Here is a 13479-nt window from a genome sequence, read left to right as displayed (position 1 = left end):
GGCTGGGGGACGGGTCGGTCACTGGCGACCCTCTTCAAGCTGGGGACTGGGTTTGAGCGTGGCCGGTGCAGCGGGCGCGGGGGCCCGCGCGGGCGTCGCGCCTTCCTTGGGCACGGGCGTGAGCATGGCGCGCACCCGGCCGGTGGGGTTCTGCGGCGTGCGGTTGGCGGCGCCGCCGTCCACGGTGAACACGTCGGTGGTGTTGTTGTAGACGATCACGTTGCCCGTGGTCTCGTCGTTGAGCTGCGTGCCCTTGAAACGCTTGAGCACGGCATTGCCGGTGAACTTCACGGTATCGGCCTTGCTGTCGTAGTCGATGCGCTGGCCCGTGCCTTCGATGAACTCTTCCACGTTGTCGCGCTTCTGGCGGTAGAAGCCCGGCTTGCCGAGCACGACACCGAACTGGTTGCCCTGCGCGTCCTGCCGCACCTCGACCTGGTCGCCGCGGATCAGGATGGTGCCCTTGGTGATCACGACGTTGCCGGTGAACACGCTAGTCTGCCGCGCGTCGTCGTGCCGCAGGGCATCGGCCTCGGCGTTCAGCGGCAGGTTGCGGTCGGCTTTTTCGGCGTGGGCGGTGCCCGCGCACCACAGCGCAGCGGTCAGGCAGAGGGCCCAGGGAACGGCGCGGCGGGAAGTGGGGAGGACAGGCATGGGATTTGAGGGCACGAAACTTGCATTCATTGTAGCGGCGAGCAGCCGCTTCCCCCACCCGACACCAGGCCCGCGCGCGGCGGGCGTGGTGCACTGCACAGAACGGGCCTCAGGCCTTGCGCAGCTCGGCGATCAGGGCGCTGGCCGTGGCCAGGGTGCGCGGGCCCTGGCCGGGCAGGTAGTAGCGGCCGGCGATGCCCAGGGCGGGCGTGCCTTCGATCGCGTAGGCATCTTGCAGGTCCACGGCGCGCTGCGCCTTCTTGCCGGTCGCGGGCAGGTCGAAGATCTCGGTGAACTTCGCGCGGTCCACGCCCTGCTTGGCCACCCAGTCGATGATCGCGGGCGGCGTGGTCAGCGGCAGGCGCTCCCCATGGAAGGCCTGGAACACCTTGGCGTGCAGCTTGTCGACCAGGTTCATGGCTTCCAGCGTGAAGTACAGGCGCTGCATGGGCACGAACTGCGGGCTGAAGGCGACCGGCATGCGCTTGACCGTCACATAGGCCGGCTTCTTCTGGATCCACTCCTCGAAGATCGGCTCGAAGTTGAAGCAGTGGATGCAGCTGTAGGCGAAGAACTCCAGCACCTCGACCTGGCTCGCCGGGCTGTCCACGGGGGCCAGCTTGGGCAGGCGGATGAAATCCACGCCTTCCTTGGGGCCCACGCGCTGTGCCAGAGCCGGCGTGAGGGTGAGGCCACCGGCGGCGCCCAGGGCGGTGGTGCCGGCCGCCAGCAGGGAACGGGAAAAATCGCGACGTTGCATGAAATGGGACTCCAGGGGAACAGGCCCGGTTGGGGCGGGCCGGGCCGGTAAAAGTTCCCGCCGGCGAACGGCCTCAGCGCTGCACGCGCACCAGGGCCGATTCGATGTGGTTGACCTGCAACTGCTCCAGCGTCAGGTCGGCCAGGGCCTTCTGGTTGAAGGGACCCACGCGCACGCGATAGACCGTGCGGCCATTCTGCTCGCGCTCGGTGACCTGGGCATCGATGCCCAGCATGGCGAGCTTGGCGCGCTGGGCTTCGGCGTCTTCGGGCGTGCGGAAGGCGCCAGCCTGCACGAAGTAGGTGAAGGGGTCGGCCCCGGGTGCAGCGGCGGCCGTGGCGGCCGGCGCGGCGGGCGCCGGTGCGGCAGCGCCAGGCTGCCCCAGGCGCGATTGCACCAGGTCGCCCAGCGGATCGCCGGCCGGCCGGGTGGCGGCACCCGCGGCGGGTGCCGGCGGGAGGGCCTGGCCGTCGGCCGGCGGCACCACGATGGCACCGGGTGCCCCTGCGGCAGGCACGGCGGGCGCCGGGGTGGCCGGGGCGGGGGCGCCCCCCAGGCTCCGGTTCGGGTTCCAGCCCTTGTTGCGCTCGGCTTCGAGCGCGTCCTGGTCGGGGTTGCGCGACACGTTGCGGTCCACGAACGGAATCGGCACGCGCGTCACGTACACGGCCACGGCCAGCGCGGCGCCCAGGCCCACGAGCAGGCCGATGACGAAACCCATGAGGGTGCCGCCGAAGCTGCTTCGGTTGGCGGAGGATTTCTTTTTCATCGTTGGTTTCACCATCACATCTTCTGCGGGGCACTGACGCCCAGCACGGCCAGGCCATTGTGCAATACCTGCGCGGTGGCCTTCACCAGCGCCAGTCGGGCCTTTTTCACTCCCTCATCATCGACCAGGATGCGCTCGGCGTCGTAGTAACTGTGGTAACTGGCCGCAAGCTCGCGCAGGTAGAAGGTGACATCGTGCGGCGCGAAGTCGCGCGCAGCGTCGCTCAGCATCGCCGGGTACTTGGCCAGCAGCAGCATCAGGGCCTGCGCCGGCGCGCTGTCCAGCGCGGACAGGTCGGCATCGGCCAGCAAGGCGGCATCGCCGCCCCACGAAGCCAGCACGGAGCAGATCCGCGCATGCGCGTACTGCACGTAGTACACCGGGTTGTCGTTGTTCTTCTGCACCGCGAGATCGACGTCGAAGGTGTACTCGGTGTCGGGCTTGCGGCTGAGCAGGAAGAAGCGCACCGCGTCCTTGCTGGTCCACTCGATCAGGTCGCGCAGCGTGACGTAGCTGCCCGCGCGCTTGCTGATCTTGACCTCTTCGCCGCCGCGCACCACGCGCACCATGGTGTGCAGCACGTAGTCGGGGTAGCCCTGGGGAATGCCCACACCGGCGGCCTGCAGGCCGGCGCGCACGCGCGCGATGGTGCCGTGGTGGTCCGTGCCCTGGATGTTGATGACCTTGCTGAACCCGCGCTCCCACTTGGCGATGTGGTACGCCACGTCGGGCACGAAGTAGGTGAAGGACCCGTCGGACTTGCGCATCACGCGGTCCTTGTCGTCGCCGTAGTCGGTCGACTTCAGCCAGAGCGCGCCGTCCTGCTCGTAGGTCTTGCCGGCGTCGATCAGCTTCTGCACCGTGGCCGCCACGCGCCCGCTGGTGTACAGGCTGGACTCCAGGTAGTAGTGGTCGAACTTCACCGCGAAGGCCTGCAGGTCCAGGTCCTGCTCGTGGCGCAGGTAGGCCACGGCGAACTGGCGGATGCCGTCGAGGTCGTTCACATCGCCGCTGGCGGTGAACTCGCGGTCGTCGGCCTTCACGGTCTGTTTCGCGAGGAAGTCGTTGGCGATGTCCTGGATGTAGTCGCCGTTGTAGGCGGCCTCGGGCCAGCCCGCATCGCCCGGCTTGACGCCCTGGGCGCGCAGCTGCGTGGAGGTGGCCAGGGTGCCGATCTGCACGCCCGCGTCGTTGTAATAGAACTCGCGGTGCACGCTCCAGCCCTGGGTGCCGTAGAGGTTGCAGATCGCATCACCCAGCGCGGCCTGGCGGCCGTGGCCCACGTGCAGCGGGCCGGTCGGGTTGGCCGAGACGAACTCCACCATCAGGCGCTGGCCGTTGGACGGCTGCACGCCAAACGCGTCACCGCCCTGCAGCACCTCGCGCACGATCTGCTGCTTGGCCTCGGGCTTGAGGCGGATGTTGAGGAAACCCGGGCCGGCCAGGTCGATCTCCGACACCCAGCGCTGGTAGACCGGCTGCGCCAGCAGCAGCTCGCGCAGGTTCTCGCCGAGCTGGCGCGGGTTGAGCTTGAGCGGCTTGGCCAGCTGCATGGCCGCCGTGCTGGCGAAGTCGCCATGGGCCGCCACCTTGGGCGATTCAAATGCCGCCTTGGCGCCGGCACCGGGCGAGAGGCTGTCGAGCGCGCTGGCCAGGCCGGCCAGCAGTTCCTGTTTGATCTTGAGCATAGGGGTGCGATTTTAGGCGGCGGGGGCGTCCAGGGGCCGCAGCCGTTCCCGCGCGGCCGCCTTCACCGCCGCCGTGAGCCGCTGGGCCGTGGGCGATTCGTGCGCCCAGTGTTGCCAGTACAGCACCACGTCCACCGTGGCGCCGGGCAACACCTCCTGCAGGGCCGGACGCTGGTGCAGGTGCTGTTCGGGCACCATGCCCCAGCCCAGGCCAAGCTCGACCGCGGTCTCGAACGCCTCGACGGCCGGCGCGAAATGGCGCGGGTAATGCGGCTGGCGCAGGCCGAAGTGCTGTTCCAGAAAGGCGTCCTGCAGCGCGTCCTTGCGGTTGAAGATGATGGCCGGCTGCGCCAGCAGCTTGTGGACCGAAACCGCCCCCCTGGGCGTGCGGCAGCGCTGCGCCATGGCCGGCGAGGCCACGCAGTGGTAGCGCATCACGCCCAGCGGCTCGGCCACGCAGCCGCGCATGGCCGTGGACAGCGTGGTCACACAGCCCATCACGTCGCCGCTCTTGAGCGCGCCGTGCGTGTGGTCCTGGTCGTCGATCATGATGTCCAGCAGCAGGTGGTGGCGCTGCAGCAGCGCGGCCACCCCGGGCAGGAACCAGCCGGCCACCGAATCGGCATTGATGGCCACCGACAGGCTCTGCCAGCGCACGCCGCCCTGGGCCGGCGCCCCACCCTGCAGGCCGTCAAGCAGGTCGGCCTCCATCAGCCGCACCTGCTTCACATGGGCCAGCAGCGCCTGCCCGGCCGGCGTGGCGCGCACCTGCTTGCCGCGCACCAGCAGGCGCTGGCCCAGCGTGTCCTCCAGCGACTTGATGCGCAGCGACACCGCCGCCAGCGTGAGCGAGAGGGCCTGCGCGGCCGGGCCGAAGCCGCCGTGTTCGACCACGGCGGCCAGGGCGTCGAGTTGGCGGGCGTCCAGCATCATTCACTCAAGTTATTTTCAATCGATCTGAGTTTAAGTTAACTTGATTTAAATGATGCGGTTTTGCGCGCACACTGCCGGCCATTCACCCGTCCTGGTTTCCGGAGTTCGCATGACCCTCGCCTTTCCCACCTTCACCGCCGGTATGGTGCTGAGCATGTCGCTGATCATGGCGATCGGCCCGCAGAACGCCCACGTGCTGCGCATGGGCCTGCAGCGCCAGCACCTGTGGCTCACCGTGCTCACCTGCGCGCTGGCCGACGTGGTGCTCATCGGCCTGGGCGTGCTGGGCCTGGCCCAGCTCGGCGGCCTGTCGGACAAGCTGCTCGGCGCGATGATCGGCGCGGGCGTGCTGTTCCTCGCCGTCTACGGCTGGCAGGCGTTCCAGCGTTTCCTGCGCCCGCGCGCCAACCCCTTGAGCGCCGACGGCAGCCCCGCCGCCGAACCGGTGTCGCCGCGCCAGGCGGTGTTCGCCGCCCTGGCCTTCTCGTTCCTGAACCCGCACGCCTGGCTCGACACCGCCGTGCTGATCGGCACCGCCTCGCTGGCCTACGGCCAGGGCAGCGCGGTCTTCGGCCTGGGCGCGGCCACCGGCTCGCTGGTCTGGTTCGTCAGCCTGGGCGCGGCCGCCTTCTGGCTCGGCCGCCGGCTCAACTCGCTGCACGTCTGGCGCGTGCTGGATGGCCTGGTTGCGTTGATGATGTGGGGCACGGCGGGCTGGCTTCTCACCAGCCTGTTCTGAACCCGGAGGTTTCCGCCATGCCAACGCCACTGCGCGGCGCCGATGCGCCCGTGACCCTGTTCGGACCCGACTTTCCGTTCGCCTTCGACGACTGGATCGCCCACCCGCAAGGCCTGGGCGAGTTGCCCGCCGAGCGATTGGGACAGGAGGTGGCCATCGTCGGCGCCGGCATGGCCGGCATGGTGGCGGCCTACGAGCTGATGAAGCTGGGTCTCAAGCCCGTGGTCTACGAAGCCTCGCGCATGGGCGGGCGCTTGCGCTCGCAGGCCTTCGAGGGCGGCCAGGGCGCGATCGCCGAGCTGGGCGGCATGCGCTTTCCGGCGTCGAGCACCGCCTTCTTCCACTACGTGAACCGGCTCGGCCTGAAGACCCAGCCCTTCCCGAACCCGCTCACGCCCGCCGCCGGCTGCACCGTGATCGACCTCGAAGGCCGGACGCACTGGGGCCGCACCCTGGCCGACCTGCCGCCGCTGTTCAGCGAGGTGGCCGCGGCCTGGGCCCAGGCGCTGGAGGAAGGCGCCGGCTTCACCGGCCTGCAGCAGGCATTGCGCGAGCGCGACGCGGGCCAGCTCAAGGCCCTGTGGAACCGCCTCGTCCCCCTGTGGGACGACCGCACCTTCTACGACTTCGTCGCCACCTCCAAAGCCTTCTCACGCCTGTCGTTCCTGCACCGCGAGGTGTTCGGCCAGGTCGGCTTCGGCACCGGCGGCTGGGACTCCGACTTCCCCAACTCCATGCTCGAGATCCTGCGCGTGGTGCTCACGGGCTGCGACGAGAACCAGCACCTCATCGTGGGCGGTGTGCAGCAGGTGCCGCTGGGCCTGTGGCACCACGCGCCGGCCGCGAACGAACTGCGCCACTGGCCCGCCGGCACCACCCTGGCCAGCCTGCACCACGGCGCGCCGCGCCCCGGCGTCACGGCCATCGCGCGCGCGGCGAGCAACGAACTCGCCGTCACCGACACCTGGGGCAACACCCGCAGCTACCCGGCCGTGCTCACCACCTGCCAGAGCTGGCTGCTGACCACGCAGATCGCGGTGGAAGAGGCGCTGTTCTCGCAGAAGCACTGGATGGCGCTGGACCGAACGCGCTACATGCAGTCGTCCAAGACCTTCGTGATGGTGGACCGGGCGTTCTGGAACGACCTTCGAGAGGAGGGGGAGAGAAAGGGCTGGCCGCAGATGGGCATGACCCTCACCGACCGGCTCACGCGCGGCACCTACCTGTTCGACAACGGCCCCGACCAGCCGGGCGTGATCTGCCTGAGCTACGCCTGGATGGGCGACGCGCTCAAGATGCTGCCGCACGGCACGAAGAAGCGCGTGCAGCTTGCGCTGCAGGCCCTGGAGAAGATCTACCCCGACGTGGACATCGCCAGCCACATCATCGGCGACCCGATCAGCGTCTCGTGGGAGGCCGACCCGCACTTCCTCGGTGCCTTCAAGGGTGCCCTGCCCGGCCACTACCGCTACAACCACCGCATGTACAGCCATTTCATGCAGGACGGCTTCGCGGCCGCCGAACGCGGCATCTTCCTCGCGGGCGACGACGTGTCCTTCACCCCCGCCTGGGTCGAGGGCGCGGTGCAGACCTCGCTGAACGCGGTGTGGGGCATCGTGAAGCACCTGGGCGGCCGCACGCACGCAGACAACCCCGGGCCCGGCGACGTGTTCGCCGAACTCGGGCCCATGGCCCTGCCGGACTAGGACGTGTTCACACCATGGACGACACCCTCACCCTCGCGCTCTGGCAGTGCCCCTATGCGAGCAGCCCTTCGCAAGCCCTGGTGCTGCTCGACGCCACCGCCGCGCAGGCGCGCGCCCAGGGCGCCGGGCTGCTGCTGTGCCCCGAGATGTCGCTCACCGGCTACCAGATCGGCGCGGCCGGCGTGGCGGCCCTGGCCGAGCCGGCCGACGGCGCGCTTGCGCAGGCCGTGGCCGCCATCGCGCAGCGCCACGGCATCGCCATCGTCTACGGCTACCCCGAACAGCGCGCCGACGGAAAACCCTGGAACGCGGTGCAGTTCGTCGATGCCGACGGCCAGCGCCTCGCGAACTACCGCAAGACCCATCTGTTCGGCGACGTCGACCGCGCGCAGTTCAGCCCCGGACCGCAGGCTCCTGCCGTCTTCGCCTGGCGCGGCTGGCAACTCGGCCTGCTGATCTGCTACGACATCGAATTCCCCGAGCCCGCGCGTGGCCTCGCGCTGCAGGGTGTGGATGCGGTCCTCGTGCCGACCGCCAACATGATCGCCTTCGACGAGGTGCAGCGCGTGCTGCTGCCGGCGCGCGCGCTGGAGAACCGCGTGTTCGTGGCCTACGCCAACGCTTGCGGCCAGGAAGGCGACACCACCTACGGCGGCCTGAGCACGGTCTGCGGGCCGGACGGTGCGGTGATGGACCAGGGTGGGCGCGAGGAAGCCCTGCGCGTCGCCACCCTCACGCGGAGCGCGCTGATCGAAACGCGGCAGCACTCGCAGTTGCGCGACCGGCGCACTGACTTCTAGCGAGTCTTGCGCCGGGCGGTGGCGCGGCTGGCTTGCGTCAGCAGGTGCGCAAAGGCCGCCGCCGCGGGCGACAGGCTGCGCCCGGTGCGCTGCGTCAGGCCGATGGTGCGGCTGATGACCGGGTGCTCCAGCGGCACGCCCACCACCGAGGCCGGCTGGTGCGGCAGCGTGAGCTGCGGCACGATGGCCACGCCCAGTCCGTTGTCCACGAAGCCGATCAGCGTGGAGATGTGGCGGAACTCGCACACCGGCCGGGGCAGCGGCGTCACCTCGGCCAGCGCCTGGTCGATCAGCACGCGGTTGCGGCTGGCGTGCGACACCAGCGCGTAGGGGTGGTCCACGATCTCCTCCCAGCGCACCGAGCGGCGTTTGGCCAGCGGGTGCCCGACCGGGCAGGCCAGCACGAAGCCCTCTTTCAGCAGCGGCGTGAACTCGACTTCCGGGTCCTGCATGCCGGTGTAGTTGAGCGCGAAGTCCGCCTCGCCGCTCTTCACGCTGGCGAGCACCTCGTCCGCACCCTCTTCGATGATGCGCACCAGCACGTGCGGGTGCTGTTCGCGAAAACTGCGGATCACCCCGGGCAGGAAGTGGTGCACGGCGGAGAACACGCAGCCCACCGTGACGTCGCCGGCCTCGATGTGGGCCACGTCGTGAAGGTCGACCACCGAGCGGTCCAGGTCGGTGATCACGCTGCGCACCTGGCCCAGGAAACGCTGTCCTAGCTGGGTGAGCTCCACGCTGCGCGTGGTGCGGTCGAACAGGCGCACGTCCAGCAGGCCCTCCAGGTGCGAGATGCGGCGCGAGAGCGCCGGCTGCGACAGGTGCAGGGCCTTGGCCGCGGCCGCAAAACTCTGCAATTCACCCACGGTGACAAAGGCGCGCAGGTCCGCCAAGGTGGGTTTGAGCGTGCTCATGGGGTGTCTCTCATTCTTGCAAGCAATGCATCAAGGCCTCAGAAAGATGCAATTTACAGCAGGTTGCCTCACTGTCAACATGCGCCCACAAAGAAGGAGACAAGCACCATGCAACGCCGCCACCTCTTGCAGGCAGCGGGGGCCACCCTGGCCCTGCCGCAGCTCGCCCTGGCCCAGTCCTACCCCGCGCGCTCCATGCGCTACATCGTCCCGGTGGCGGCCGGCGGCGGCAGCGACATGATCGCCCGCGTGGTCACCGAGCGCTGGGGCAAGCTGCTCAACCAGAACTTCGTCGTGGACAACCAGAGCGGCGGCGGCGGCGTGGTGGCCTGCCAGCTCACCGCCCGCGCACCGGCCGACGGCTACACCCTGCTGCAGGGCTACGTCGCCACCCACGGCACCACGCCCGCCACGCGCCGCGTCAGCTACGACGCCGTCACCGACTTCACCCCCATCGGCATGATCGGCGCCACACCCAACGTGCTGGTGGTCAACAGCAGCGTGCCGGTCAAGGACATCCAGGAGTTCATCGACTACGTGAAGCGCCAGCCCGGCAAGCTCAGCTACGGCTCGGCCGGCCAGGGCTCGCTCACCCACCTCACGATGGAGCTGCTCAAGCAGGAAACGGGCATGTTCCTGCTGCACATCCCCTACCGGGGCGTGGCGCCCGCCATGAACGACCTGCTCGGCGGCCAGACCCAGGCCGTCTTCCCCGGCCTGGCCGCGGCCCTGCCGCACCTGCGCTCGGGCCGCATGCGCGCGCTGGCCGTGACGGGCAAGCAGCGCAGCCCCCAACTGAAAGACGTGCCGACCATGGAAGAGGTCGGCTTCAAGGGCTTCGACGCCATGCAGTGGTATGGCGTGGTCGGCCCCGCCGGCATGCCGCCCGACATCGTGCGCCGCCTCAATGAAACGCAGGTCGCGGTGCTCAAGGCGCCCGAGCTGGCCGAGAAGCTCGCGGGCGAAGCGGTGGAGCCCTGGCCGATGACGCCCGAGCAGTTCGGCCAGTACATCAAGGCCGACGTCACGCGCTGGACCGCGCTGGCCAAGGCCCGAAACATCCGCCTGGACGAGTGACGCCCGACGTCTTCCCTGTTCCTTTTTCTCCAACTTCAGCAGCCCGAACCCGTGACCCGCAACACCCAAGTCCCCGCCGATCTCACGGCCCCGCCCATCACCGCCCTGCTCGCCCGCTTCGTCGCCGGCCATCCCACGCGCGGGTGGAGCGACGCCGTGGAGCGCGAAGCCCACCGCACTTTCTACAACTGGCTGGGTTGCGCCATCGGCGCGGCGCAACACGAAGCGGCGGACGCCGCCGTGGCCGCCGTGCAACTGCTGCAGCCCGCGCCGCAGGCCAGCGTGCTCGGGCGCGGCGAGCGGGTGGACATGGCCAGCGCGGCGCTGGTCAACGGCATCACCTCGCACACCTTCGACTTCGACGACACGCACCTCAAAACCATCATCCACCCCGCCGGCCCGGTGGCCTCGGCCGTGCTGGCCCTGGCCGAACACCGGGGCAGCAGCGGGCGCGAGGTGCTCGACGCCCTGGTGCTGGGCATCGACGTGGCCTGCCGCATCGGCAACGTGATGTACCCCGACCACTACGACCGCGGCTGGCACATCACCGGCTCCACCGGCATGCTGGGCGCCGCGGCCGGTTGTGCGCGCCTGCTCAAGCTGAGCGAGGCGCAGACCGCCATGGCCATCGGCATCGCGGCTTCGCAGCCGGTCGGCCTGCGCGAGCAGTTCGGCACCATGACCAAGCCCTTCCACCCCGGCGGCGCGGCGCGCGCCGGCCTCATGTCGGCGCTGCTGGCCAGCCAGGGCTTCACCGCCAGCCCGCGCGCGCTGGAGGCGCCGCGCGGCTTCGTGCAGGTGGCCTCGGACAAACGCGCCTGGCACGAAGCGACGGACGAACTTGGTGAACGCTTCGAGATCTCGTTCAACACCTACAAGCCCTTCGCCTGCGGCATCGTCATCCACCCCAGCATCGACGCCTGCGTGCAACTGCGCGGGCAGGGCGTGACGCCGGATCAGGTGAAGCACATCGAGCTGCGCGTGCACTCGCTGGTGCTGGAACTCACCGGCAAGAAGGAACCGAAAGACGGCCTGCAGGGCAAGTTCAGCGTGTACCACGGCTGCGCGGTCGGCCTGATCCACGGGCGCGCGGGCGAGGAAGAGTTTTCCGACGCGGTCGTCAACGACCCGCAGGTGGTGGCCCTGCGCGACAAGGTGCAGGCCACGGTGGACGACACCATCGCCGAAGCCGCGGTGCACGTGACCGCCGTCCTGCGGGACGGCCGGCGCGTGGAGGTGCGCGTGGAAGACGCCATCGGCTCCCTGCGCAACCCGCTGTCGGACGCGCAGCTGGAGGCGAAATTCCAGGCCCTCGTGGTGCCCGTGCTGGGCGAAGCCAAGGCGCGCGACATCACCGCCGCCTGCGGCTCGCTCGCTTCGCTGCCGGACGTGCGCGCGCTCACCGCGCTGTGCCGCCCCTGACCGAGCGAGGCGCACCATGCCCCACCTCCCCGCCTCCGCTGCGCTGCAGCGCTTCCGTGTCATCGATCTGACCCAGGTGCGCGCCGGCCCCACCGCCTGCCGCCAGCTGGCCGACTGGGGCGCCGACGTGGTTCAGGTGCAGATGCCCGAGAGCATGCGCGGCGACGACACGCTCGGCGGCCAGGACGGCTCCGACTACCAGTACACGCACCGCAACAAGCGCTCGATCACGCTCAACCTCAAGACGGACGAAGGCATCGCCACCCTCAAGCGCCTGATCGACGGCGCGGACGTGGTGGTCGAGAACTTCCGGCCCGACGTGAAGTTCCGCCTGGGCATCGACTACGCCTCGCTGGCCGCGAGCAACCCCGGCCTGGTCTACGCCAGCATCTCGGGTTTCGGCCAGACCGGCCCGCTCGCCTCGCGCCCCGGGTTCGACCAGATCGCGCAGGGCATGGGCGGGCTGATGTCCGTCACCGGCACACCGGGCGATGGGCCGATGCGCGTGGGCATTCCGATCGCCGACCTCTGCGCCGGCATCTTCGCCGCGCAGGGCATCCTGGTCGCGCTGCTGGAGCGCGAAGCCTCGGGCCAGGGCCAGTTCCTGCACACCTCGCTGCTGGAATCCATGGTCTACATGCTGGACTTCCAGACCTCGCGCTACCTGATCGACGGCGAGGTCGCCACGCAGGCGGGCAACTTCCACCCCACCAGCATCCCCACCGGCGTCTACAAGGCGCGCGACGGCTACATGAACATCGCGGTGTTCGGCTCCAAGATCTGGGAACGCTTCTGCCACATCCTCGGCGCGCCCGAATGGATCACCGACGAGCGTTACCACGACAAGCCCTCGCGCTCGGTGAACCGCGACACGCTCAACGCCGAGATCAACCGCCGCCTGGCCGAGCACGACCGCAGCCACTGGATCGCGCAACTCAACGACGGCGGCGTGGCTTGCGGCCTGATCAGCAACATGCAGGAAGCGCTGAAAGAGCCGCAGGTGCAGCACCTGGGCATGGTCAAGGACGTGGTGTCGAAGTGGCAGGGACCGCAGCGCCTGGTGGGCCAGCCCATGCAGCTGGAGCGCACGCCCAGCACCATCGCCCGCGCGGCACCGCGCCGGGGCGAACACACCGAAGAAATCCTGGCCGAACTGGGCCTCGGGCCCAACGACCTGGCCCGCATGAAAGCCGCCGGAGTCTATTGATGGATCACCCCGCTTACACCACCGCCACCGAGCGCGTGCAGACCTGGCTGGATGGGCGCACGCTGCACATCCGCTTCAACAACCCGGCGCGCCACAACGCGCTCTCGGTCGACATGTGGGAGGCCGTGCCACCGCTGCTCGACCTGGCCCGCGGCGACGACCGCGTGCGCCTGGTCGTGTTCTCCGGCGCGGGCGACAAGGCCTTCGTCTCGGGCGCCGACATCACGCAGTTCGAGGACATGCGCGCCGCGCGCGAGGCCGTCGCCTACTACGAGAAGATGGCCGAGACCACGTTGATGGGCATCCACGACTTCCCCAAGCCCACGCTGGCCTGCATCCGGGGCTACTGCATCGGCGGCGGCGTGAACGTCGCGATCAGCTGCGACATCCGCATCGCCGCCAGCGACTCGGTGTTCTCCATTCCGGCCGCGCGCCTGGGCCTGGGCTACCGCTACTCCGCGATGAAGAACCTGGTGGATCTGATCGGTCCGGGCGCGGCCAAAGATCTGTTCTTCACCGCCCGGCGCATCGACGCCGCCGAAGCGACATCGCTCGGACTGGTCTCGCGCGTCTGCGAGCCCGAGGCCCTGCCCGTGCTGCTGGCCGAGTACGCCGGCAGCATCGCCGAGAACGCGCCGCTGACCGTGATGGCAGGCAAGGCGATCACGCGCGAAATCCTCAAACCCTCGCCCGAACTCGACAGCGCGCTGTGCGCCTCGCTCATCCGCGGCTGCTTCGAGAGCGCCGACTACACCGAAGGCCGCACAGCCTTCATGCAGAAGCGCAAACCCGTGTTCACCGGCCGCTGAG

13 protein-coding genes are annotated in these 13479 nt (G+C 69.5%); 7 read left to right on the top strand and 6 right to left on the bottom strand.

What is annotated here, in order from left to right; genetic code table 11:
- Positions 1–18: 18 nt before the first annotated feature.
- The 5 genes from lptA to AC07ZS_RS09815 all read right to left on the bottom strand — a co-directional run bounded on the left by lptA (position 19) and on the right by AC07ZS_RS09815 (position 4801).
- Positions 19–654: a lipopolysaccharide transport periplasmic protein LptA gene (lptA, locus tag AC07ZS_RS09835; RefSeq protein ID WP_494798415.1), complete on the bottom strand. Its 636-nt coding sequence runs from the start codon at positions 652–654 to the stop codon at positions 19–21.
- Between the two features lie 109 nt (positions 655–763).
- Positions 764–1414, bottom strand: a complete 651-nt coding sequence (locus AC07ZS_RS09830) for a thiol:disulfide interchange protein DsbA/DsbL (RefSeq protein WP_494798414.1) — start codon at positions 1412–1414, stop codon at positions 764–766.
- A gap of 73 nt (positions 1415–1487) precedes the next feature.
- The gene (locus AC07ZS_RS09825; RefSeq protein ID WP_494798413.1) at positions 1488–2183 is read right to left on the bottom strand and encodes an SPOR domain-containing protein; all 696 of its coding nucleotides are present in this window, start codon (positions 2181–2183) and stop codon (positions 1488–1490) included.
- A 14-nt stretch (positions 2184–2197) separates the two neighbouring features.
- Positions 2198–3871 carry an arginine--tRNA ligase gene (gene argS / locus AC07ZS_RS09820; protein ID WP_494798412.1) on the bottom strand — a complete coding sequence of 558 codons (1674 nt, stop codon included), beginning with the start codon at positions 3869–3871 and terminating at the stop codon, positions 2198–2200.
- Between the two features lie 12 nt (positions 3872–3883).
- Complete coding sequence (locus AC07ZS_RS09815; RefSeq protein ID WP_494798411.1) at positions 3884–4801, bottom strand: HTH-type transcriptional regulator ArgP; 918 nt, start codon at positions 4799–4801, stop codon at positions 3884–3886.
- A gap of 112 nt (positions 4802–4913) precedes the next feature.
- Here AC07ZS_RS09815 and AC07ZS_RS09810 point away from each other — a divergent pair, with 112 nt between their 5' ends.
- The 3 genes from AC07ZS_RS09810 to AC07ZS_RS09800 are packed head-to-tail and all read left to right on the top strand — an operon-like array spanning position 4914 to position 8049.
- A complete protein-coding gene (locus AC07ZS_RS09810) occupies positions 4914–5543 on the top strand; it encodes a LysE/ArgO family amino acid transporter (protein ID WP_494798410.1) in 630 nt (209 codons plus the stop codon).
- 17 nt (positions 5544–5560) lie between these two features.
- Complete coding sequence (locus AC07ZS_RS09805; RefSeq protein WP_494798409.1) at positions 5561–7249, top strand: flavin monoamine oxidase family protein; 1689 nt, start codon at positions 5561–5563, stop codon at positions 7247–7249.
- A 14-nt stretch (positions 7250–7263) separates the two neighbouring features.
- Complete coding sequence (locus AC07ZS_RS09800; protein ID WP_494798408.1) at positions 7264–8049, top strand: carbon-nitrogen hydrolase family protein; 786 nt, start codon at positions 7264–7266, stop codon at positions 8047–8049.
- On the opposite strand, the gene AC07ZS_RS09795 is transcribed toward AC07ZS_RS09800, so the two are convergent.
- Positions 8046–8963, bottom strand: coding sequence for a LysR family transcriptional regulator (locus tag AC07ZS_RS09795; protein WP_494798407.1), 918 nt, complete (start codon positions 8961–8963; stop codon positions 8046–8048). The genes AC07ZS_RS09800 and AC07ZS_RS09795 overlap by 4 nt on opposite strands.
- Before the next feature lie 108 nt (positions 8964–9071).
- On the opposite strand from AC07ZS_RS09795, the gene AC07ZS_RS09790 reads away from it, so the two are divergent.
- Genes AC07ZS_RS09790 through AC07ZS_RS09775 form a run of 4 tightly spaced genes read left to right on the top strand, consistent with a single transcriptional unit; the run spans position 9072 to position 13478 of the window.
- Entirely contained in the window at positions 9072–10040 is a 969-nt protein-coding gene (locus AC07ZS_RS09790; protein ID WP_494798406.1) for a Bug family tripartite tricarboxylate transporter substrate binding protein, read from the top strand.
- Positions 10041–10091: 51 nt separating this feature from the next.
- Positions 10092–11462: an MmgE/PrpD family protein gene (locus AC07ZS_RS09785; protein ID WP_494798405.1), complete on the top strand. Its 1371-nt coding sequence runs from the start codon at positions 10092–10094 to the stop codon at positions 11460–11462.
- A gap of 16 nt (positions 11463–11478) precedes the next feature.
- Complete coding sequence (locus AC07ZS_RS09780) at positions 11479–12669, top strand: CaiB/BaiF CoA transferase family protein (protein ID WP_494798404.1); 1191 nt, start codon at positions 11479–11481, stop codon at positions 12667–12669.
- Positions 12669–13478: an enoyl-CoA hydratase gene (locus AC07ZS_RS09775; RefSeq protein ID WP_494798403.1), complete on the top strand. Its 810-nt coding sequence runs from the start codon at positions 12669–12671 to the stop codon at positions 13476–13478. The genes AC07ZS_RS09780 and AC07ZS_RS09775 overlap by 1 nt, the downstream gene beginning before the upstream one ends.
- Position 13479: the final 1 nt, after the last annotated feature.

The organism is Hydrogenophaga sp. GW456-12-10-14-TSB4 (genome assembly GCF_059424305.1).
The sequence above is the reverse complement of the archived record's forward strand: the minus strand, read 5'-3'. Positions and strand labels throughout refer to the sequence as shown.

Bases quoted from the DNA above. Each gene is read 5' to 3' on its own strand.
- argS (WP_494798412.1), bottom strand. From the start codon at position 3,871: ATGCTCAAGATCAAACAGGAACTGCTGGCCGGCCTGGCCAGCGCGCTC.
- AC07ZS_RS09805 (WP_494798409.1), top strand. From the start codon at position 5,561: ATGCCAACGCCACTGCGCGGCGCCGATGCGCCCGTGACCCTGTTCGGA.
- AC07ZS_RS09780 (WP_494798404.1), top strand. From the start codon at position 11,479: ATGCCCCACCTCCCCGCCTCCGCTGCGCTGCAGCGCTTCCGTGTCATC.
- AC07ZS_RS09790 (WP_494798406.1), top strand. From the start codon at position 9,072: ATGCAACGCCGCCACCTCTTGCAGGCAGCGGGGGCCACCCTGGCCCTG.
- AC07ZS_RS09775 (WP_494798403.1), top strand. From the start codon at position 12,669: ATGGATCACCCCGCTTACACCACCGCCACCGAGCGCGTGCAGACCTGG.
- AC07ZS_RS09810 (WP_494798410.1), top strand. From the start codon at position 4,914: ATGACCCTCGCCTTTCCCACCTTCACCGCCGGTATGGTGCTGAGCATG.
- AC07ZS_RS09830 (WP_494798414.1), bottom strand. From the start codon at position 1,414: ATGCAACGTCGCGATTTTTCCCGTTCCCTGCTGGCGGCCGGCACCACC.
- AC07ZS_RS09795 (WP_494798407.1), bottom strand. From the start codon at position 8,963: ATGAGCACGCTCAAACCCACCTTGGCGGACCTGCGCGCCTTTGTCACC.
- AC07ZS_RS09800 (WP_494798408.1), top strand. From the start codon at position 7,264: ATGGACGACACCCTCACCCTCGCGCTCTGGCAGTGCCCCTATGCGAGC.
- AC07ZS_RS09825 (WP_494798413.1), bottom strand. From the start codon at position 2,183: ATGAAAAAGAAATCCTCCGCCAACCGAAGCAGCTTCGGCGGCACCCTC.
- AC07ZS_RS09815 (WP_494798411.1), bottom strand. From the start codon at position 4,801: ATGCTGGACGCCCGCCAACTCGACGCCCTGGCCGCCGTGGTCGAACAC.
- lptA (WP_494798415.1), bottom strand. From the start codon at position 654: ATGCCTGTCCTCCCCACTTCCCGCCGCGCCGTTCCCTGGGCCCTCTGC.